Genomic DNA, 17,330 nt, shown 5'->3' on the forward strand with positions numbered 1-17,330 from the left:
ACCCCAAAAATATTTACTTATGAAAACCTTAAAAATTACAGTATTAGCTCTTTTATTATTCGGATCCCTGACTGCTTGTGTTAATGAAGAAATGGATGACGACATGTTACTTTCACCAGATAACGTAGAAGCGAGAACAAAAGCACCAGTACCAACCGGAGGCGCCATCGACGAATTATAATAGATTAAACAGAATTAAAATAATAACAACCCTAAAAACATCACCTTATGAAAACTTTAAAATTTACAGTATTAGCTCTTTTTTTATTTGGATCCCTAACCGCTTGTGTTAATGAAGAAATGGATGACGACATGTTACTTTCACCAGATAACGTAGAAGCAAGAACAAAAGAATCAGCACCAGCACCAACCGGAGGCGCGATCGACGAATTATAATCACCTTAAATAAATTTAAAATAATAACAACCCCAAAAACATCACCTTATGAAAACTCTAAAATTTACAGTATTAGCTCTTTTATTATTCGGATCCCTAACTGCTTGTGTTAATGAAGAAATGGACGACGATATGTTACTTTCACCTGATAACGTAGAAGCGAGAACAAAAGCTCCAGCTCCAGTACCAACAGGAGGCGCCATCGACGAATTATAATAGATTAAACATAATTAAAATAATAACAACCCTAAAAACATCACCTTATGAAAACTCTAAAATATACAGTCATTGCTCTTTTATTATTCGGATCACTAACCGCTTGTGTTAATGAAGAAATGGACGACGACATGTTACTTTCACCAGATAACGTAGAAGCGAGAACAAAAGCTCCAGCACCAGTACCAACAGGAGGCGCAATAGACGAACTATAATCACCTAGAATAAATTTAAAATAATAACAACCCTAAAAACAACATCTTATGAAAACTCTAAAATATACAGCCATTGCCCTTTTATTATTCGGATCACTAACCGCTTGTGTTAATGAAGAAATGGACGACGACATGTTACTTTCACCAGATAACGTAGAAGCGAGAACAAAAGCTCCAGCACCAGTACCAACCGGAGGCGCAATCGACGAACTATAATCACCTAGAATAAATTTAAAATAATAACAACCCCAAAAACATTTACTTATGAAAACCTTAAAAATTACAGTATTAGCCCTTTTATTATTCGGATCCCTAACCGCTTGTGTTAATGAAGAAATGGACGACGACATGTTACTTTCACCAGATAACGTAGAAGCGAGAACAAAAGCTCCAGCACCAGTACCAACCGGAGGCGCAATAGACGAACTATAATCACCTAGAATAAATTTAAAATAATAACAACCCTAAAAACATTCACTTATGAAAACTTTAAAATTTACAGCCATTGCCCTTTTATTATTCGGATCACTAACTGCTTGCGTTAATGAAGAAATGGACGACGATATGCTAATTGCCCCAGATACTATCGAAGCAAGTACATCTGAAACTGGAGGCGCCATCGACGAATTATAATAGATTAAAGAATTAAAATAATAACAACCCCAAAAACATTTACTTATGAAAACCTTAAAAATTACAGTATTAGCTCTTTTATTATTCGGATCGTTAACTGCCTGTGTTAATGAAGAAATGGACGACGACATGCTAGTTGCTCCAGACACTATCGAAGCAAGCACATCTGATACCGGAGGCGCAATCGACGAACTATAATAGATTAAACAGAATTAAAATAATAACAACCCTAAAAACATCACCTTATGAAAACTCTAAAATATACAGTCATTGCTCTTTTATTATTCGGATCCCTAACCGCTTGTGTTAATGAAGAACTAGACGACGACATGCTAGTTGCCCCAAACACTATCGAAGCAAGTACATCTGACACTGGAGGTGCAATCGACGAACTATAATCCCCTAAAATAAATTTAAAATAATAACAACCCCAAAAATATTTACTTATGAAAACCTTAAAAATTACAGTATTAGCCCTTTTATTATTCGGATCCCTAACTGCTTGTGTTAATGAAGAAATGGATGACGATATGCTACTTTCACCAGATAACGTACAAGCAAGAACAAAAGCTCCAGCACCAGTACCAACCGGAGGCGCGATCGACGAATTATAATAGATTAAACAGAATTAAAATAATAGCAACCCCAAATACATTTACTTATGAAAACTTTAAAATATACAGCCATTGCCCTTTTATTATTCGGATCCTTAACTGCTTGCGTTAATGAAGACATGGACGACGATATGTTACTTTCACCAGATAACGTAGAAGCAAGAACAAAAGAATCAGCACCAGCACCAACCGGAGGCGCCATCGACGAATTATAATAGATTAAACAGAATTAAAATAATAGCAACCCCAAAAACATTTACTTATGAAAACTTTAAAATTTACAGTATTAACTCTTTTATTATTCGGATCACTAACCGCTTGTGTTAATGAAGAAATGGATGACGACATGTTACTTTCACCAGATAACGTAGAAGCAAGAATAAAAGAATCAGCACCAGCACCAACCGGAGGCGCAATCGACGAATTATAATAGATTAAAGTATTTAAATAATAACAACCCTAAAAATATCACCTTATGAAAACTCTAAAATTTACAGTCATTGCTCTTTTATTATTCGGATCACTAACCGCTTGTGTTAATGAAGAAATGGACGACGACATGTTACTTTCACCAGATAACGTAGAATCAAGAACAAAAGCTCCAGCACCAGTACCAACCGGAGGCGCAATCGACGAACTATAATCACCTAGAATAAATTTAAAATAATAACAACCCTAAAAACATTTACTTATGAAAACTTTAAAATATACAGCCATTGCCCTTTTATTATTCGGATCCTTAACTGCTTGCGTTAATGAAGAAATGGATGACGATATGCTAGTTGCTCCAGACACTATCGAAGCAAGTACATCTGAAACCGGAGGCGCAATCGACGAACTATAATCACCTAGAATAAATTTAAAATAATAACAAACCCTAAAAACATTTACTTATGAAAACTCTAAAATATACAGCTATTGCCCTTTTATTATTCGGATCACTAACCGCTTGTGTTAATGAAGAAATGGATGACGACATGTTACTTTCACCAGATAACGTAGAAGCAAGAACAAAAGCTCCAGCACCAGTACCAACCGGAGGCGCCATCGACGAATTATAATAGATTAAACAGAATTAAAATAATAGCAACCCCAAAAACATTTACTTATGAAAACTTTAAAATATACAGCCATTGCCCTTTTATTATTCGGATCCTTAACTGCTTGCGTTAATGAAGAAATGGATGACGATATGCTAGTTGCTCCAGACACTATCGAAGCAAGTACATCTGAAACCGGAGGCGCAATCGACGAACTATAATCACCTAGAATAAATTTAAAATAATAACAAACCCTAAAAACATTTACTTATGAAAACTCTAAAATATACAGCTATTGCCCTTTTATTATTCGGATCACTAACCGCTTGTGTTAATGAAGAAATGGATGACGACATGTTACTTTCACCAGATAACGTAGAAGCAAGAACAAAAGCTCCAGCACCAGTACCAACCGGAGGCGCCATCGACGAATTATAATAGATTAAACAGAATTAAAATAATAGCAACCCCAAAACATTTACTTATGAAAACTTTAAAATTTACAGTATTAACTCTTTTATTATTCGGATCACTAACCGCTTGTGTTAATGAAGAAATGGATGACGACATGTTACTTTCACCAGATAACGTAGAAGCAAGAATAAAAGAATCAGCACCAGCACCAACCGGAGGCGCAATCGACGAATTATAATAGATTAAAGTATTTAAATAATAACAACCCTAAAAATATCACCTTATGAAAACTCTAAAATTTACAGTCATTGCTCTTTTATTATTCGGATCACTAACCGCTTGTGTTAATGAAGAAATGGACGACGACATGCTAGTTGCCCCAGATACTATCGAAGCAAGTACATCTGATACCGGAGGCGCGATCGACGAATTATAATAGATTAAACAGAATTAAAATAATAACAACCCTAAAAACATCACCTTATGAAAACTTTAAAATATACAGCCATTGCTCTTTTATTATTCGGATCCCTAACCGCTTGTGTTAATGAAGAAATGGACGACGACATGCTAGTTGCCCCAGATACTATCGAAGCAAGTACATCTGATACCGGAGGCGCGATTGACGAATTATAATAGATTAAACAGAATTAAAATAATAACAACCCTAAAAACATCACCTTATGAAAACTTTAAAATTTACAGTATTAGCTCTTTTATTATTCGGATCCCTAACCGCATGTGTTAATGAAGAAATGGACGACGACATGCTAGTTGCCCCAGACACTATCGAAGCAAGTACATCTGACACCGGAGGTGCCATCGACGAACTATAATAGATTAAACTATAATCTTATGAATACTCCAAAATATACTGTAATCGCTCTTCTCTTATTCGGATCTTTAACTGCTTGCGTCAATGAACAGATAGACGACGACATGCTAGTGGCCTTAGATCGGGTAGAAGTAGACGCACCAATCTTAATCGGCGGTGCCATCGATGAATTATAATAGACCTCAAAGAGTTACGATATTGAACGTTTTAATTCCATGTTATATTCAAAAAATATAAATATATTTGGTGAAATGATATCCTAAATCTTGACTACCTATTATAAAATTTTAATGTGTCTTGCGATATGTTTTAGCCTTTTCAATGTTAAGACTTTCGCACAAACTAAAGATGTTGATAGTATAGAGCGTCTACTTCAGAAATCGTCTAATTCTAAAGATTACGATTATAATAGCCGGTTTTTGTTTGCAAAACAGGCAGAACAACTCTCTAATAAACTAAACATAGACTCTTTAAAACTAAAGAGCAATATTGAAATAGCGAACTTGTACAAAGAAAAAGGTGCTTTTCAGTTATTTTTAAATGCGAACAACGATAATATAAAACAAGCCGAGCGTGCAGGAGATTCTGTATCCATGGCGTTGCTGTATCACGATACTGCTAATTATTATTTTAGACGGTCCTCAGACAGTGCCTATAACTATTTTTATAAGGCAGAAAAAATTTATAGGGCATTAAAGGATAATTATAATACGGCATCTACCTTATTAGGAATCGCGATTATTCAAAAAAATGAAAAGGACTTTATTGGGAGTGAAGTTACTTCGGTAGAAGGCATAACGCTTTTAGATTCTTTACCCGATACTCAGAATATTATCCGTAAAAAAGCCTTTTTGTTTAATAATCTGGGAATTGTATTTGACGAGCTCCAGCAGTACGATGATGCCATAGATTATCATAATAAATCCTTACAATTAAAACGCCGTCTAAATGGAGATAACAGTCATACCATTAGTAATTCTCTTAATAATTTAGCGTTAACTTATAAAAATTCAGGTGCTTATAATATTGCTTTAGAGTATTACGAAGATATTTTAAGTGATACCACTTTAAAATCGCAACGTCCCCAAATTTATGCACTTGTTCTAGATAATTATGCGCATACACTATACTTAAATGAAGAGGAAGAACAGCTCCCTCAACTCTATTTAGAAGCACTAAAGATTTGCGATAGTATTGGAGCGACGTATAATTCTATTATTATAAATCAGCATCTTGCCGAATTTTACAATGGTAGAGATCAGAAAGATTCAGCGAAATATTATGCCTACAAGGCGAAGGACATATCGGAGCAATATCACAACGACGACCTTTTAAAATCCTTATTGCTTTTATCGGAAATAGAGGTGGATAGTGTGGCTGTAAACTACTACAAAGATTATATTCGATTAAGCGATAGTCTTCATAAAAGCGAACGTTCTGTTCGTAATAAATTTGCTAGAATAAGATACGAAACAAAAGAAATAGAGCTTAAAAACGAAAAAATAACTAAAGAGCGGTTGCTATTTATGTTAATCTCTGTGGTTTTATTAATCACTTCATTTTTAATTATAGTCATTGTATCTCAGCGCAATAAAAATAAAGCATTAGAATTTAAGCAAAGACAACAGAAGGCAAACGAAGAGATTTATAATCTTATGCTGTCTCAACAAGATAAAATAGAAGAGGCGCGCACATTAGAAAAACGTAGAATATCGGAAGAGTTACACGATGGTGTTTTGGGACGCCTTTTTGGAACCCGTTTAAGTTTAGATAGTTTAAATGCTAGCAAGACAGACGAGGCTATAGAAACGCGTAGTAATTATATAGAAGAATTAAAAACGATTGAATTAGAGATTAGAAAAGTTTCGCACGACTTAAACATGGATTTTGTGTCTCATTCTGGTTATATAGATATTATTAAAGCCTTACTAGAGAAACAATCTTTAGCTTACAATTTAGAATGTGCATTGAAGTACGAGGACAATATTAATTGGGATGATATTTCTAACAGAATTAAAATTCATTTTTATAGAATTATTCAGGAAGCACTTCAAAACTCTTATAAACATTCTAAAGCAAATCGTGTGAATATTGATTTTTATAGAACAGAAAACGATATTTGTTTAGACATAACAGATAACGGAATAGGGTTTGATATATCGAAATCCAGAAAAGGCATTGGCTTAAAAAATATGTCGTCTCGAGTGCATGAAATCCATGGCGTTTTAGTTCTTAAATCGGATAAGAATGGCGGAACCAAAATTTCAATTAAAACCCCAATCTTTAATTAAAATACAATAATCAAGAAATATGAGCGAACTTATTAGAATTTTAATGACCGACGATCATCCCATGATTCTTGAAGGGTATCAAAATACATTATTGTCTACCAAGAAACCAGAACAAGAATTAAAAATTGATGTTGCTAATAATTGCGATCAGTCTATAGAAGCGATGCACCGTAGTATTCGTAAAGAAGAGCATTACGATATTCTGTTTATAGATATAAAAATCCCACCTTCTTCAGACGATCAATTTACAAGTGGTGAAGATCTGGCTAGATATGCCCGTAAGATTTTACCAAATGCCAAGATTGTAATTTTAACCATGTTTAATGAAACGTATCGTATTCATAATATTATAGAAGAATTAAATCCTGAAGGCTTTCTTATAAAAAGTGATTTAACATCTAGGGAGTTAGCAAGTGCCTTCCAAGCCATATTAAATTTCCCTCCATTTTATAGTGGAACCGTGAACAAGTACCTGAAGCAAACCGTAATAAGTGATATTTATTTAGATGATAAAAACAGACGTATTTTATACTTACTATCTCAGGGTGTAAAAACTAAAAATTTAGCAGAACATGTAGATTTGTCTTTAAGTGGTGTCGAAAAACGTAAAAAACAGCTGAAAGTATTATTTAGTATAGAAGATGGTCAAGACGAAACTTTAATTAGTGAAGCCAAGAAATTAGGCTTCATTTAAAAAATTAATTAAAAAAAAGAGACGGGTTTTCAATAAAATGCAAAAATTACGGTTTTCCCGCAACTAAATATCAAACAGACTATTTATATTTGGGATAGTATCAACTAAAAGTTAATCCTTCCCTTTAAAATAGTTCGATAGTTTTAAAATTATATAAGCCTTATAACCCTCATTATAAGGCTTTTTTTTAGAACAAACTAAAGCCTTCTTTATGTTTCCAAAACACGTTTATAAATAATCCGAAATACACAATTCCCACTATAAACTTTAAAAGTGTCCCTGTTAAAAAGCCTAAGAAAGAACCAAAAGCGGCTTTGGTAGCGGTTTTATGGTTGGCTTTAAACAACATTTCTCCAACAAAAGCACCAATAAAAGGCCACACAATTATACCTAGAAATCCAAAAACAGGGAAAATTATGGAAACTACCAAGCCAACAGTAGTCCCAATAACACCATATTTACTGCCTCCAAATTTCTTAGTTCCCATGGCAGGGATGGCATAGTCTATAATTACAATAGCCATGGCTATAATAAATGTAATTGCAATAAACGTCCAATCGTTCGGGATCACTTTAGTTAAGTACAAAAGTAAAAGTCCTAACCAACTTACTGGTGGGCCTGGTAGTATAGGTAAAAAACTGCCCAGCAAGCCTATAACCATGCATAAAAAACCGATAAAAACTAAAATAAAATCCATAATCTAAATTTAGCGTACGGCAAGTTACATATATTATTAATTACTTTTTTAGACTAAGAAATTAGTTTAAACTAAATAATTAGTTATATTTGTTTCAAGGTTAAACTAAAAACTTAGTTAAATGAAGGCGTTAACAAAAGCAGAAGAAGAAATCATGCAAGTGCTTTGGCAGTTAGAACAAGGCAATGTAAAAGCTATAATTGAAGAATTACCAGAACCAAAACCAGCTTACAATACAGTATCTACCATAGTGCGTATTTTAGAAAGTAAAGGCTTTGTAGATTATGAAAAGCAGGGGAAAGGCCATATTTATTTTCCGTTAGTCTCTAAACAAGACTATAGTAACCAATCGTTAAACACGTTGGTAGATAATTATTTTCAAGGGTCGTTTAAAAGTTTAGTGTCATTTTTCGTGAAGAAGAACGATGTGAGTTTAAACGATTTAGAAGCCATGATGAAGGAAATCGAAAAAAATAAATAATTATGTTACACTATATCCTACAAACCATAGCGTTCCAATTGTTCTTTTTAATGGTGTACGATTTATTTTTAAAACGTGAAACCTTCTTTAATTGGAATCGGTTCTACTTATTATTTACACCAATTGCTTCATTTGTATTGCCTTTAATTAAAATTGAAGCTTTTAGAAATGTTTTGCCTCAAAACTATATTGTGCAATTGCCAGCCGTAATCTTAAATCCAGATGCATCAACTATAGAAACACAATTATTACCAACGGTTTACCTTAAAAATAGTAGTTCGTTTTGGTCGTGGGAATTCATATTATATGTAGGTATTAGTGTGTCCGTTTTTATATTTCTTGTCAAAATGTTTAAGCTCTTTAAAACAATCAATATAAGTGAAAAGAATAGGGTTAACGGACTTACTATTATCACCTTAAAAAACAGTTCTGTAGCCTTTTCCTTTTTTAATTATGTCTTTTTAGGCGATGCCATAAATCCTGAAAATTATCAAACTATTTTGGCTCACGAATGTGTTCATAAAAGTCAGAAACACAGTGCCGATTTATTGTTTTTCGAACTGCTTCGTATTGTGTTTTGGTTTAATCCGCTAGTGTATATGTACCAAAACAGAATGATTACACTTCACGAATATATTGCCGATGCTTTAGTGGTAAAGCAACAAGATAAAGTGACCTACTATCAAAACTTGCTGAGTCAAGTTTTCGATGTCAATCATATTTCATTCATCAATCCATTTTTTAAACAATCATTAATCAAAAAACGAATCATTATGTTAACAAAATCGAAATCAAAACAAATCCATTTAGTAAAGTATGCTTTGCTTGTACCCATGATTTTTGCAATGCTGTTGTATACCTCTTGTGATAAAGAGGCGGACAATTCTGAATCTACCGAAATTCAAACAAGTAAAGATAAGATTCAGGAAAAAATAGATAAGATTATGGAGGAGAATCCGAATGTAAAAATTAAAATAATAGAAGAGGATTCTCTAATAGATGAGGATATAGAAGTGCCTTATAGCGTTGTAGAGCAAGTTCCTATATTTCCTGGATGTGAAGATCTCCCTGCAGAAGAACAGAAAAAGTGCTTTTCTAATAAAGTTTCTCAATTTGTAGGAAAGAATTATAATACGGATTTAGCAGGAGAATTAGATCTTTCAGGAAGGCAACGTATTAATGTGGTTTTTAAAATTGACAAACAAGGTAATATTGTTGATGCGAGAGCCCGAGCTTCAGAAGACGCTTTAGCCGAAGAAGCAGTGCGTGTTATAAATTTATTGCCTAAAATGATTGCGGGAAAACAAAAAGGAAAAGAAGTTACTGTGCCATATTCTTTACCAATAGTATTTCAAGTAAAAGATTAAACCATTAATATATATGTTAAAAACCGAAGCTAATCACTTCGGTTTTTTTTGTTTCTAAGAAATTTAGAGCAAATAGATTGATCTTTATCAATTTCAGTCAAGAATCGCATTCGAAAAAGTGTTAAATACTAAAATTATTGTATTTTCGATTTTCATCTTAAACTATGAAGCATTTCGTATTTATACTTGCATTACTATTAATCTGCGCTTGCGACGATTTAAAGGTGAAAAAAACATCTACTGAAGCTATTCTAAACGAAGAATTACAATCGTTTACGTGGAATGAAGTCGATGAATATCCTACCTTTTCATCTTGCGAAACATCGGCCACGCAACAGTATAGAAAACAATGTTTCGAGCAAACGTTAGCAACCACAATTTTAAAACGTTTGGAAGCCGAGCGCATTATTGTAAACCGCGATGTATTAGATACATTACTCATTCAGTTTAAAATTTCGGATACAGGCGATTTAAGTCTGCTAAATTTTAAAGTCGATTCGCTCACTCAAGCCGAAATACCGAATATTAAATTCTTAGTGACCTCTAGTTTAGATAGTCTGCCAACTATCGAGCCTGCTATAAAACGCGGACAAAAAGTGAATTCGGAATTTATACTTCCTATTATTATTAAAGTGAATTAAATTCTATTTCGTAAATGTTCTGTCTTTCCAAGCGTACGATGTAAATAACGATACTACGGCTACATACAAGCAAAATATAGGATATAATATAGCGATAATTATATACCATTTTAATCCTTTTTTCTGATTAAAAAATACCGCGCTTTTATAGATAAGCATAAAGTCTACAACAAATTTAACGGCGCACATACCTGTGAAATAAGTCGGTGAAAAATCTCCAAAACACATAAATATAAATAAACAGATTAATAAGGCATTCGTGCTTAAAACCAAGAGTCCGGTAATCTGACTAAACTTGTTTGTATAGGCTTTTGTTTTAGATGCCCAACGCTTACGCTGACTAATTAAATCTTTTAAAGTAGGTTGCGCATGTGTGTAAATTACAGCATCGGTAGATTTTAAATACTGAATACTTTCAGGGTATTTCTTGCTTATTTTTTCAAGTAAAAAAATATCGTCACCACTGGCAATAGCATCATTTTCTGCAAACCCGTTTACATCGTAAAAGGCTTGTTTTTTATATCCCAAATTAGCGCCATTACATAAAAAAGGTTGGTGTATTCCAAATCCGCCAATAGTGGCACCTTGCAAACTCATCACATCAAACCACTGAAATATATTTAGAAATTTAGAGGTGGTAAAATAGGTAACAGGAGCCACAATTAATTGACAATCCGGATGCCCTTGAATAAAAGCATTAAAGGTGTTTAGCCACGTTTTAGGCAGTACACAATCGGCATCGGTAGTTAATATCCAGCTGAATTGAGCATGAGAAATCGCTAAGCTAATTGCGTCTTTTTTAGGCGAGTTAGAGTGGCGTTTATTTTGGAGTAATGTAATTTGTAACTCACGATGTGTTTGTGTAAAATGGTTAACAATACTTTCGGAAATATCTTCAGACCCATCATTTATAAGAAGAATTTCAAAATGATTTTTAGAGTAATCTAATTCAGAAATAGAGTGTAACAATTCAGGTAAATGTTTGGCTTCATTCCTAAAGGGGATAACAATAGAGAAACTGGTTTCATTAGAATGCGTATGAGGTTTAAACGTCTTAACTTTTGTAAATCCCCAATACAAACTCCCAATTAAAAAGGTGTATAATGTTAATGTGATTAGACTAAAAATTATCATATGTTAAGATTTTGGAAGTTTAAAACGCATAACAAAATAGCTTCCAAAAAGACTTGGTAAAACCACGTTTAAAATCCACATAAGTGTAATGCAACTTAATATAATAGTTCCATTAATGTCGAAAAAAGAAAATAAATACACTGCAATACTACCTTTTAAAATCACATCAAAAATAAAAACACTTGGGAGAATTGAAGCTAAAAGATACATGCTGGACAGAGCCATCATGGTGTTTAGGTAACTTAAATCTACTTGAAATAATTGCAGTAATAGGTAAAATTGAAATGAAAAAATAAAATATCTTAGCGTCGAAAATAAGAGGGTTTTCATCAGTAAACTAAGAGAAATAGCCGATAAAAAGCGTTTAATTTTTAAAAGCCATGTTTCTGGTTTTAGATAGGTTTTTGCTAGTACTATTAGAGCTATTACTAAGAGTCCGAAAATTAAATATTGCGACCAACGCAGTGTTTTATAATCGAAATGTATAGGAAATGTACTGGTAAAAAATAGTAAACCCAAACTTCCAAAAAAGGTGGTGACACACATTTGAGCGAAGTTTCCAAGTCCGTTTAATCCCATTATTTTCGCTCTAAGATTGGAAGGGAAATATAAGGCCTTCGCACCATAATCTCCAATACGGTTAGGCGTAAAAAGAGAAGCCGTATGTGCGCCTAAAGTTTGTTCGGTAGCGCGTTTTAAAGAAATCGGTTTAAAAGTACTTACTAAATACTTCCATTTTAAAATTTCAAAAAACCAATTTAAACAAGATAATACCGTAATAAGTAGCAGGGATTGTATCGAGAAAACAGTTTCAGAATTTAAAATAGTCCAAAATTCTGCAAGCGATAAACTGTCGTTATGCACTAGTTTCGAGTAGATAAAGTAAAAACTAAAGGCAATTATACTTATCTTAACGAGGTATATTAAGAATGCGTGCGATTTATAAATAAGTGCCTTGGCGTACATAGTGCAAATTAAACCTTTTATTGTAAGATGTCTTCTAAAATTAAAAAACAAAAATACATTTCTACCGTAGTTATTCTATTATTCTTCTTCTCGTTTCAAGGGATGTCTCAAATAGACGAGGACGTACTAAGACTAAAATTTGCAGTAGGAGGGAATCATGTAAGCAATTCAGGATTTGCCGAAGGTTATGGTGCCAAAGAATTTAATTTGCCTAGCGTCACTCTTGGAGCGCAATATATGTTTACCGAAAAATTGGGCGCAAAGTTAGATTTAGGATTCAGTCGTATTAAAGGTGAAAACGATGAATTTAAGATTAACTATACCCGCATAAACGGACAAGCGGTTTACGATTATACACACCTTTTTAACTTCGATAAAAAATCTAATTTTCAATTCCAAGCTCATGGCGGTCTTGGTTTTACTTTAGTAAGACCTTTAGAAGGACTTAGAGAGGTCGATCAGAGTTATTTTAATTTTATATTGGGAGTAGAAACACTATATGCCCTTAGTCGAACCACCGGGGTGTTTTTCGATGTCTCTTATATTCACGGATTTACAAAGCCAGACACCTATACGCCTGCAATTAATGGACTGGGTGCTTTTAATGGCAGTATGTTTACATTTACTATTGGTGTTTCCTTATCTTTGAGCGGATGTTATTATTGTAATTAATGAGTAAAGAACGTATTATTTTAGGGATTGACCCAGGAACCACCATTATGGGGTTTGGACTGATAAAAGTTGTGGGGAAAACCATGTCTTTTTTGCAATTAAATGAATTAGATTTAAAAAAATACGATGACCATTACCTCAAGTTAAAACTCATTTTTGAGCGGACTATCGAGCTTATCGAAACCCATCACCCAGACGAAATAGCTATTGAAGCTCCTTTCTTCGGGAAGAACGTACAAAGTATGCTAAAACTGGGGCGTGCGCAAGGTGTAGCTATGGCTGCGGGTTTGTCTCGCGAAGTCCCAATTACCGAATATTCGCCAAAGAAAATAAAGATGGCGATCACCGGAAATGGTAATGCCAGTAAGGAACAGGTTGCTAGAATGCTTCAAAGTGTATTAGGATTGAAATCACTTCCTAAAAATCTCGATTCTACCGATGGACTTGCCGCTGCAGTGTGTCATTTTTATAATGAAGGTCGTGTAGAAGTTGGGAAGAACTATACCGGTTGGGATGCTTTTGTGAAGCAAAACGAGAAGCGCGTTACCGCTCCTAAAGTCTCAAAAACGAGAATAAATAGCATTAAAAAATGAATATAAATACCGATTCTAATCACAAAGAACGTGTGGATGGTGTTGGCATTTATATCCACATTCCATTTTGTAAACAAGCATGTTTTTATTGCGATTTTCATTTTTCTACATCCTTAAAAAAGAAAGATGAGTTAATTGATGCTTTAATTGTAGAATTAGAATTACGAAAATCTGAATTTGAAAACGATACGGTTGCTACAATCTATTTTGGAGGCGGCACGCCTAGTTTGCTATCTCTAGAAGAAATAGAAACCATTTTAAAAGCCGTATACGATAATTATTCAGTGATTGAAAACCCTGAAATTACTTTAGAAGCCAATCCAGACGATTTATCGGAAACTAAAATATTAGAGCTAGCTAAAAGTAACATAAACCGTTTAAGTATAGGCGTACAATCGTTTTTTGAAGCCGATTTAAAACTAATGAATCGCGCACACAATGCGACGGAAGCGAAGCACTGTTTAGAGTTAGCAACTCAGTATTTCGATAATATTTCGGTCGATTTAATCTACGGAATTCCAGGAGCAACACATGAGCAATGGCAGGAAAATATTCAAACTGTTTTAGATTTTAATATTCCGCATATTTCAAGTTACGCCCTAACCGTCGAACCTAAAACAGCTTTAGCTACCTTAATAAAAAAAGGAAAGATTGAAGATGTAGATGAGGTGCATGCAGAAGCTCAGTTTCATATGTTAATCAATCAATTAAAAGAAGCTGGTTTTATACATTACGAACTGTCTAATTTTAGTAAACCGGGGTATTTTAGTATTAACAACTCTGCCTATTGGAAAGGCAAAAAATATATAGGTATTGGTCCGTCGGCGCATTCTTTTTCTGGAGAATCACGCAGTTGGAATATCTCTAATAATTCAAAATATATTCAAGCAATTCAGTTAAAAACCTTACCAAGTGAAATAGAAATATTATCCGTTAACGATAAATATAACGAATATGTAATGACAGGATTACGTACCATTTGGGGAGTCTCTTTGGAAACGATTGTGGCTGTCTTTGGTTCTGATTTTAAAACATATATTTTAGCACAAGCAGATAAATATTTAAATGAAGAATTGTTGTATATTGAAGATAATAATCTTAAAGTAACCACTAAAGGTAAGTTTTTAAGCGACGGCATTGCGTCTCAGCTTTTTAAGATTTAAAATGTAGTATTTATTATGATTGCAAGCATACAAACTAATTCTAAAAAATATAAAATAGATTTTACAAAACCCATAGATATATCGATCCCATTGCGTGCGGCGAGTACCAATGTCTCGGCCTATTACCTAGAGCCTCCAAAGATCGATCCCGCGATAGACGATCAAGGGTTCTCGGCACAAGTTTCGGAAGGAGCATCTGTAAATTTTAATAATATTTCTTTTAATCCGCATGCGCATGGTACACATACCGAATGTGTGGGGCATATTACAGAAGACTTTTATTCGGTAAATGAAAATCTTAAACAGTTTTTCTTTTTAGCAGAAGTGATTACTGTCGTGGTAGAAAAAATGGGAGACGATTTGGTGATTTCTAAAAAACAGCTTCAGTTCGCTTTAGGAAATAAAAAACGAAAAGCTGTGGTTATAAGAACAATTCCGAATACGTTAGATAAACTAAATAAGCAATACTCACATACCAATCCGCCGTACCTCTTAGAAGATGCAGCTACTTATTTACGAGAAAAAGGAGTAGAGCATTTGTTAGTAGATTTGCCGAGTATCGATAAAGAAAAGGATGAAGGCGAGTGGTTAGCGCACAATGCATTCTGGAACACAAAAGGGAAGATTAGAAAGCATGCAACCATTACCGAATTTATTTATGTGCAGAACTTCGTAGAAGACGGTACTTATTTTCTAAACCTACAAATTGCCCCTTTCGAAAACGATGCAACGCCTAGTAAACCCGTATTATATCAGGTGATTACTGATTAGATTTATAGCTATGTTCGAAAATATATTAATGGTTCTTTTGGGAGTTATAACTACATATTGGGTAGTTACTTTGTTTAAAAAGAAGGAAAAAAAGGAACTGACTGAAAAGCAATCTGCCGTACTTTTAGAAAAGATAAAAAGTGTCTGTAAATTAATTACTGTAGAAGGCGAATTTGCCGAAATCTATCATCACGAAAATATTAAAGATCATTTTTTAGGTTTGTTATCTAGTAAACGAAAAGCCTTAATTGTTATTAATGCAAAAGTGCATATTGGTTATGATTTAACGAAACTAAAGATGCATGCTAATACAGACGATAAAAAAATAGTGATCGAGCATATGCCACAGCCAGAGGTATTGGCTATAGAGCCCGATATGAAATACTACGATATTAAAAACGGTTTATTTAATAGATTTGCTTCAGAAGACTTAACCGTATTAAATAAAGAAGCCAAACAGCACATTTTAGATAAAATTCCTGAAAGTGGACTTATGATTACAGCTAGAAAAGAAGCACTTCAAGCCATTTTAATGATTGAAAAAATTGTGGAAACCATAGACTGGGAATTGGATTATTCTGCATTAAAAATTGAAGACAAAACCATCGAAAAACTACAATAAGTTGAAAACGATATTAAAATTAGAAGAATTCGCCATGTTGGCTTTATCCGTTTGGATGTTTAGTGAGCTATCTTATGCTTGGTGGCTGTATTTAGTTTTGTTTTTTCTGCCGGATGCAGGTTTTGTAGGCTATGTATTTAGTAATAAAATAGGGGCGTTTTTTTACAATATTCTACATCATAAAGGTATTGCCATTCTCTTATATATTTTAGGTTCTTTTTTTGCTGTTGAAGGCTTACAACTAGCAGGTGTAATTATGTTTGGACACGCCTCCTTCGACCGCATTTTAGACTATGGTTTAAAATATAACGATAGTTTTCATAATACACATTTAGGCGTTATTGGGAAATCTAAAGACACGCCATGAATATAGAACAACTTCACGACTATTGTTTAAAAAAGAAAGGTGTAACCGAATCGTTTCCATTCGATTCTAATACTTTAGTTCTGAAAGTTTTAGGTAAAATGTTTCTTCTTACATCTTTAAAAGGTTGGGAAGAAGGTGAGCCAGCTATCAATTTAAAATGCGATCCCGAACGGGCAGAACACCTACGTGTAAATTACGATAGTATAATTCCGGGATTTCATATGAATAAGAAACATTGGAATACCTTAAAATTAAATCAAGGCGATTTGCCTTCACCGTTTGTTTTAGAACTAATCGATCATTCTTACGATTTGGTGGTAAAAGGGTTGCCAAAAAAGTTGCGAGATAGTCTTACCGAGTCGTAATATAATTTAGTTCTGTACATTATCGTTTTGTAATATTCCAAGTACATCAAATTATGTGCTCTATTTTAATATTTTGGTAAGAGCAAGGCTTCTCCCAACGGATTATCTTATCTTTGAATTTGTAACAGTATACGCCATATTCC

At 33.7% G+C, this 17,330-nt stretch carries 37 protein-coding genes; 34 read left to right on the plus strand and 3 right to left on the minus strand.

Going from position 1 to position 17,330, the window contains the following annotated elements:
- Positions 1–19 precede the first annotated feature (19 nt).
- From AC0UBM_RS07525 to AC0UBM_RS07640, 24 genes are all read left to right on the plus strand, one after another.
- Positions 20–181 (plus strand): hypothetical protein, encoded by a 162-nt coding sequence (locus tag AC0UBM_RS07525; RefSeq protein ID WP_475688205.1) that lies wholly within the window; start codon positions 20–22, stop codon positions 179–181.
- 47 nt (positions 182–228) lie between these two features.
- On the plus strand, positions 229–396 hold the full coding sequence (locus tag AC0UBM_RS07530) for a hypothetical protein (RefSeq protein WP_475688206.1): 168 nt from the start codon (positions 229–231) through the stop codon (positions 394–396).
- 48 nt (positions 397–444) lie between these two features.
- Entirely contained in the window at positions 445–612 is a 168-nt protein-coding gene (locus tag AC0UBM_RS07535) for a hypothetical protein (protein ID WP_414035535.1), read from the plus strand.
- A gap of 47 nt (positions 613–659) precedes the next feature.
- Complete coding sequence (locus AC0UBM_RS07540; RefSeq protein WP_414037617.1) at positions 660–827, plus strand: hypothetical protein; 168 nt, start codon at positions 660–662, stop codon at positions 825–827.
- 48 nt (positions 828–875) lie between these two features.
- Positions 876–1,043: a hypothetical protein gene (locus AC0UBM_RS07545; RefSeq protein WP_414037631.1), complete on the plus strand. Its 168-nt coding sequence runs from the start codon at positions 876–878 to the stop codon at positions 1,041–1,043.
- Between the two features lie 48 nt (positions 1,044–1,091).
- Entirely contained in the window at positions 1,092–1,259 is a 168-nt protein-coding gene (locus tag AC0UBM_RS07550; protein WP_475688207.1) for a hypothetical protein, read from the plus strand.
- A 48-nt stretch (positions 1,260–1,307) separates the two neighbouring features.
- The gene (locus AC0UBM_RS07555; RefSeq protein ID WP_475688208.1) at positions 1,308–1,460 is read left to right on the plus strand and encodes a hypothetical protein; all 153 of its coding nucleotides are present in this window, start codon (positions 1,308–1,310) and stop codon (positions 1,458–1,460) included.
- A 45-nt stretch (positions 1,461–1,505) separates the two neighbouring features.
- On the plus strand, positions 1,506–1,658 hold the full coding sequence (locus AC0UBM_RS07560; RefSeq protein ID WP_475688209.1) for a hypothetical protein: 153 nt from the start codon (positions 1,506–1,508) through the stop codon (positions 1,656–1,658).
- 47 nt (positions 1,659–1,705) lie between these two features.
- A complete protein-coding gene (locus AC0UBM_RS07565) occupies positions 1,706–1,858 on the plus strand; it encodes a hypothetical protein (protein ID WP_475688210.1) in 153 nt (50 codons plus the stop codon).
- A 48-nt stretch (positions 1,859–1,906) separates the two neighbouring features.
- Positions 1,907–2,074, plus strand: a complete 168-nt coding sequence (locus AC0UBM_RS07570) for a hypothetical protein (RefSeq protein ID WP_475688211.1) — start codon at positions 1,907–1,909, stop codon at positions 2,072–2,074.
- A gap of 47 nt (positions 2,075–2,121) precedes the next feature.
- Positions 2,122–2,289, plus strand: coding sequence for a hypothetical protein (locus tag AC0UBM_RS07575; RefSeq protein WP_475688212.1), 168 nt, complete (start codon positions 2,122–2,124; stop codon positions 2,287–2,289).
- Between the two features lie 47 nt (positions 2,290–2,336).
- Positions 2,337–2,504 (plus strand): hypothetical protein, encoded by a 168-nt coding sequence (locus tag AC0UBM_RS07580; RefSeq protein WP_475688213.1) that lies wholly within the window; start codon positions 2,337–2,339, stop codon positions 2,502–2,504.
- Between the two features lie 45 nt (positions 2,505–2,549).
- Complete coding sequence (locus AC0UBM_RS07585) at positions 2,550–2,717, plus strand: hypothetical protein (protein ID WP_475688214.1); 168 nt, start codon at positions 2,550–2,552, stop codon at positions 2,715–2,717.
- A gap of 48 nt (positions 2,718–2,765) precedes the next feature.
- Positions 2,766–2,918, plus strand: a complete 153-nt coding sequence (locus tag AC0UBM_RS07590; RefSeq protein WP_475688215.1) for a hypothetical protein — start codon at positions 2,766–2,768, stop codon at positions 2,916–2,918.
- A 49-nt stretch (positions 2,919–2,967) separates the two neighbouring features.
- Complete coding sequence (locus AC0UBM_RS07595; protein WP_414037631.1) at positions 2,968–3,135, plus strand: hypothetical protein; 168 nt, start codon at positions 2,968–2,970, stop codon at positions 3,133–3,135.
- 47 nt (positions 3,136–3,182) lie between these two features.
- Positions 3,183–3,335, plus strand: coding sequence for a hypothetical protein (locus AC0UBM_RS07600; protein WP_475688215.1), 153 nt, complete (start codon positions 3,183–3,185; stop codon positions 3,333–3,335).
- 49 nt (positions 3,336–3,384) lie between these two features.
- Complete coding sequence (locus AC0UBM_RS07605; RefSeq protein WP_414037631.1) at positions 3,385–3,552, plus strand: hypothetical protein; 168 nt, start codon at positions 3,385–3,387, stop codon at positions 3,550–3,552.
- Between the two features lie 46 nt (positions 3,553–3,598).
- The gene (locus tag AC0UBM_RS07610; protein WP_475688213.1) at positions 3,599–3,766 is read left to right on the plus strand and encodes a hypothetical protein; all 168 of its coding nucleotides are present in this window, start codon (positions 3,599–3,601) and stop codon (positions 3,764–3,766) included.
- Positions 3,767–3,811: 45 nt separating this feature from the next.
- Positions 3,812–3,964: a hypothetical protein gene (locus tag AC0UBM_RS07615; protein ID WP_414036430.1), complete on the plus strand. Its 153-nt coding sequence runs from the start codon at positions 3,812–3,814 to the stop codon at positions 3,962–3,964.
- Between the two features lie 47 nt (positions 3,965–4,011).
- Entirely contained in the window at positions 4,012–4,164 is a 153-nt protein-coding gene (locus AC0UBM_RS07620) for a hypothetical protein (RefSeq protein ID WP_414037621.1), read from the plus strand.
- 47 nt (positions 4,165–4,211) lie between these two features.
- Positions 4,212–4,364 carry a hypothetical protein gene (locus AC0UBM_RS07625; RefSeq protein WP_434037476.1) on the plus strand — a complete coding sequence of 51 codons (153 nt, stop codon included), beginning with the start codon at positions 4,212–4,214 and terminating at the stop codon, positions 4,362–4,364.
- Positions 4,365–4,383: 19 nt separating this feature from the next.
- Complete coding sequence (locus AC0UBM_RS07630) at positions 4,384–4,539, plus strand: hypothetical protein (protein WP_414036428.1); 156 nt, start codon at positions 4,384–4,386, stop codon at positions 4,537–4,539.
- Positions 4,540–4,629: 90 nt separating this feature from the next.
- A complete protein-coding gene (locus tag AC0UBM_RS07635; RefSeq protein ID WP_475688216.1) occupies positions 4,630–6,654 on the plus strand; it encodes a tetratricopeptide repeat-containing sensor histidine kinase in 2,025 nt (674 codons plus the stop codon).
- A 19-nt stretch (positions 6,655–6,673) separates the two neighbouring features.
- Positions 6,674–7,348 carry a response regulator gene (locus AC0UBM_RS07640; RefSeq protein ID WP_414036426.1) on the plus strand — a complete coding sequence of 225 codons (675 nt, stop codon included), beginning with the start codon at positions 6,674–6,676 and terminating at the stop codon, positions 7,346–7,348.
- 187 nt (positions 7,349–7,535) lie between these two features.
- Here the strand turns inward: AC0UBM_RS07640 and AC0UBM_RS07645 are convergent, their stop codons facing one another.
- A complete protein-coding gene (locus AC0UBM_RS07645) occupies positions 7,536–8,045 on the minus strand; it encodes a DUF456 domain-containing protein (RefSeq protein WP_414036425.1) in 510 nt (169 codons plus the stop codon).
- Between the two features lie 121 nt (positions 8,046–8,166).
- On the opposite strand from AC0UBM_RS07645, the gene AC0UBM_RS07650 reads away from it, so the two are divergent.
- The 3 genes from AC0UBM_RS07650 (at position 8,167) to AC0UBM_RS07660 (ending at position 10,534) form a co-directional block, all read left to right on the plus strand.
- Positions 8,167–8,526: a BlaI/MecI/CopY family transcriptional regulator gene (locus AC0UBM_RS07650; RefSeq protein WP_414036424.1), complete on the plus strand. Its 360-nt coding sequence runs from the start codon at positions 8,167–8,169 to the stop codon at positions 8,524–8,526.
- 2 nt (positions 8,527–8,528) lie between these two features.
- The gene (locus tag AC0UBM_RS07655) at positions 8,529–9,893 is read left to right on the plus strand and encodes a M56 family metallopeptidase (RefSeq protein WP_475688217.1); all 1,365 of its coding nucleotides are present in this window, start codon (positions 8,529–8,531) and stop codon (positions 9,891–9,893) included.
- A gap of 164 nt (positions 9,894–10,057) precedes the next feature.
- Entirely contained in the window at positions 10,058–10,534 is a 477-nt protein-coding gene (locus AC0UBM_RS07660) for a hypothetical protein (protein WP_414036422.1), read from the plus strand.
- Positions 10,535–10,537: 3 nt separating this feature from the next.
- Here AC0UBM_RS07660 and AC0UBM_RS07665 read toward each other — a convergent pair whose 3' ends face one another.
- Both AC0UBM_RS07665 and AC0UBM_RS07670 read right to left on the minus strand, forming a co-directional pair.
- Positions 10,538–11,668 carry a glycosyltransferase family 2 protein gene (locus AC0UBM_RS07665; protein ID WP_475688218.1) on the minus strand — a complete coding sequence of 377 codons (1,131 nt, stop codon included), beginning with the start codon at positions 11,666–11,668 and terminating at the stop codon, positions 10,538–10,540.
- Between the two features lie 3 nt (positions 11,669–11,671).
- Entirely contained in the window at positions 11,672–12,532 is an 861-nt protein-coding gene (locus tag AC0UBM_RS07670; RefSeq protein ID WP_475688219.1) for a hypothetical protein, read from the minus strand.
- A gap of 129 nt (positions 12,533–12,661) precedes the next feature.
- On the opposite strand from AC0UBM_RS07670, the gene AC0UBM_RS07675 reads away from it, so the two are divergent.
- The 7 genes from AC0UBM_RS07675 to AC0UBM_RS07705 are packed head-to-tail and all read left to right on the plus strand — an operon-like array spanning position 12,662 to position 17,187.
- Entirely contained in the window at positions 12,662–13,306 is a 645-nt protein-coding gene (locus AC0UBM_RS07675) for an outer membrane beta-barrel protein (protein ID WP_475688220.1), read from the plus strand.
- A complete protein-coding gene (ruvC, locus tag AC0UBM_RS07680) occupies positions 13,306–13,899 on the plus strand; it encodes a crossover junction endodeoxyribonuclease RuvC (RefSeq protein WP_038532190.1) in 594 nt (197 codons plus the stop codon). The genes AC0UBM_RS07675 and ruvC overlap by 1 nt, the downstream gene beginning before the upstream one ends.
- A complete protein-coding gene (gene hemW / locus AC0UBM_RS07685; RefSeq protein ID WP_475688221.1) occupies positions 13,896–15,062 on the plus strand; it encodes a radical SAM family heme chaperone HemW in 1,167 nt (388 codons plus the stop codon). Before ruvC ends, hemW begins: the two co-directional genes overlap by 4 nt.
- A 15-nt stretch (positions 15,063–15,077) precedes the next feature.
- Entirely contained in the window at positions 15,078–15,833 is a 756-nt protein-coding gene (locus AC0UBM_RS07690) for a cyclase family protein (protein ID WP_414036417.1), read from the plus strand.
- Between the two features lie 10 nt (positions 15,834–15,843).
- Positions 15,844–16,455, plus strand: a complete 612-nt coding sequence (locus AC0UBM_RS07695) for a DUF4230 domain-containing protein (protein WP_414036416.1) — start codon at positions 15,844–15,846, stop codon at positions 16,453–16,455.
- A gap of 1 nt (position 16,456) precedes the next feature.
- Positions 16,457–16,822 carry a DUF4260 domain-containing protein gene (locus tag AC0UBM_RS07700; RefSeq protein ID WP_475688222.1) on the plus strand — a complete coding sequence of 122 codons (366 nt, stop codon included), beginning with the start codon at positions 16,457–16,459 and terminating at the stop codon, positions 16,820–16,822.
- On the plus strand, positions 16,819–17,187 hold the full coding sequence (locus AC0UBM_RS07705) for an MmcQ/YjbR family DNA-binding protein (RefSeq protein WP_475688223.1): 369 nt from the start codon (positions 16,819–16,821) through the stop codon (positions 17,185–17,187). Before AC0UBM_RS07700 ends, AC0UBM_RS07705 begins: the two co-directional genes overlap by 4 nt.
- Positions 17,188–17,330: the final 143 nt, after the last annotated feature.

This window comes from Formosa sp. F44, assembly GCF_056238645.1.

Excerpts from the sequence above, each read along its gene's own strand:
- AC0UBM_RS07580 (WP_475688213.1), top strand. The coding sequence starts at position 2,337 with ATGAAAACTTTAAAATTTACAGTATTAACTCTTTTATTATTCGGATCA.
- AC0UBM_RS07585 (WP_475688214.1), top strand. The coding sequence starts at position 2,550 with ATGAAAACTCTAAAATTTACAGTCATTGCTCTTTTATTATTCGGATCA.
- AC0UBM_RS07610 (WP_475688213.1), top strand. The coding sequence starts at position 3,599 with ATGAAAACTTTAAAATTTACAGTATTAACTCTTTTATTATTCGGATCA.
- AC0UBM_RS07525 (WP_475688205.1), top strand. The coding sequence starts at position 20 with ATGAAAACCTTAAAAATTACAGTATTAGCTCTTTTATTATTCGGATCC.
- AC0UBM_RS07570 (WP_475688211.1), top strand. The coding sequence starts at position 1,907 with ATGAAAACCTTAAAAATTACAGTATTAGCCCTTTTATTATTCGGATCC.
- AC0UBM_RS07650 (WP_414036424.1), top strand. The coding sequence starts at position 8,167 with ATGAAGGCGTTAACAAAAGCAGAAGAAGAAATCATGCAAGTGCTTTGG.
- AC0UBM_RS07575 (WP_475688212.1), top strand. The coding sequence starts at position 2,122 with ATGAAAACTTTAAAATATACAGCCATTGCCCTTTTATTATTCGGATCC.
- AC0UBM_RS07625 (WP_434037476.1), top strand. The coding sequence starts at position 4,212 with ATGAAAACTTTAAAATTTACAGTATTAGCTCTTTTATTATTCGGATCC.
- AC0UBM_RS07595 (WP_414037631.1), top strand. The coding sequence starts at position 2,968 with ATGAAAACTCTAAAATATACAGCTATTGCCCTTTTATTATTCGGATCA.
- hemW (WP_475688221.1), top strand. The coding sequence starts at position 13,896 with ATGAATATAAATACCGATTCTAATCACAAAGAACGTGTGGATGGTGTT.
- AC0UBM_RS07665 (WP_475688218.1), bottom strand. The coding sequence starts at position 11,668 with ATGATAATTTTTAGTCTAATCACATTAACATTATACACCTTTTTAATT.
- AC0UBM_RS07695 (WP_414036416.1), top strand. The coding sequence starts at position 15,844 with ATGTTCGAAAATATATTAATGGTTCTTTTGGGAGTTATAACTACATAT.
- AC0UBM_RS07530 (WP_475688206.1), top strand. The coding sequence starts at position 229 with ATGAAAACTTTAAAATTTACAGTATTAGCTCTTTTTTTATTTGGATCC.
- ruvC (WP_038532190.1), top strand. The coding sequence starts at position 13,306 with ATGAGTAAAGAACGTATTATTTTAGGGATTGACCCAGGAACCACCATT.
- AC0UBM_RS07535 (WP_414035535.1), top strand. The coding sequence starts at position 445 with ATGAAAACTCTAAAATTTACAGTATTAGCTCTTTTATTATTCGGATCC.
- AC0UBM_RS07600 (WP_475688215.1), top strand. The coding sequence starts at position 3,183 with ATGAAAACTTTAAAATATACAGCCATTGCCCTTTTATTATTCGGATCC.
- AC0UBM_RS07550 (WP_475688207.1), top strand. The coding sequence starts at position 1,092 with ATGAAAACCTTAAAAATTACAGTATTAGCCCTTTTATTATTCGGATCC.
- AC0UBM_RS07630 (WP_414036428.1), top strand. The coding sequence starts at position 4,384 with ATGAATACTCCAAAATATACTGTAATCGCTCTTCTCTTATTCGGATCT.
- AC0UBM_RS07565 (WP_475688210.1), top strand. The coding sequence starts at position 1,706 with ATGAAAACTCTAAAATATACAGTCATTGCTCTTTTATTATTCGGATCC.
- AC0UBM_RS07675 (WP_475688220.1), top strand. The coding sequence starts at position 12,662 with ATGTCTTCTAAAATTAAAAAACAAAAATACATTTCTACCGTAGTTATT.
- AC0UBM_RS07620 (WP_414037621.1), top strand. The coding sequence starts at position 4,012 with ATGAAAACTTTAAAATATACAGCCATTGCTCTTTTATTATTCGGATCC.
- AC0UBM_RS07555 (WP_475688208.1), top strand. The coding sequence starts at position 1,308 with ATGAAAACTTTAAAATTTACAGCCATTGCCCTTTTATTATTCGGATCA.
- AC0UBM_RS07605 (WP_414037631.1), top strand. The coding sequence starts at position 3,385 with ATGAAAACTCTAAAATATACAGCTATTGCCCTTTTATTATTCGGATCA.
- AC0UBM_RS07590 (WP_475688215.1), top strand. The coding sequence starts at position 2,766 with ATGAAAACTTTAAAATATACAGCCATTGCCCTTTTATTATTCGGATCC.
- AC0UBM_RS07545 (WP_414037631.1), top strand. The coding sequence starts at position 876 with ATGAAAACTCTAAAATATACAGCCATTGCCCTTTTATTATTCGGATCA.
- AC0UBM_RS07645 (WP_414036425.1), bottom strand. The coding sequence starts at position 8,045 with ATGGATTTTATTTTAGTTTTTATCGGTTTTTTATGCATGGTTATAGGC.
- AC0UBM_RS07705 (WP_475688223.1), top strand. The coding sequence starts at position 16,819 with ATGAATATAGAACAACTTCACGACTATTGTTTAAAAAAGAAAGGTGTA.
- AC0UBM_RS07655 (WP_475688217.1), top strand. The coding sequence starts at position 8,529 with ATGTTACACTATATCCTACAAACCATAGCGTTCCAATTGTTCTTTTTA.
- AC0UBM_RS07560 (WP_475688209.1), top strand. The coding sequence starts at position 1,506 with ATGAAAACCTTAAAAATTACAGTATTAGCTCTTTTATTATTCGGATCG.
- AC0UBM_RS07660 (WP_414036422.1), top strand. The coding sequence starts at position 10,058 with ATGAAGCATTTCGTATTTATACTTGCATTACTATTAATCTGCGCTTGC.
- AC0UBM_RS07615 (WP_414036430.1), top strand. The coding sequence starts at position 3,812 with ATGAAAACTCTAAAATTTACAGTCATTGCTCTTTTATTATTCGGATCA.
- AC0UBM_RS07540 (WP_414037617.1), top strand. The coding sequence starts at position 660 with ATGAAAACTCTAAAATATACAGTCATTGCTCTTTTATTATTCGGATCA.
- AC0UBM_RS07690 (WP_414036417.1), top strand. The coding sequence starts at position 15,078 with ATGATTGCAAGCATACAAACTAATTCTAAAAAATATAAAATAGATTTT.
- AC0UBM_RS07640 (WP_414036426.1), top strand. The coding sequence starts at position 6,674 with ATGAGCGAACTTATTAGAATTTTAATGACCGACGATCATCCCATGATT.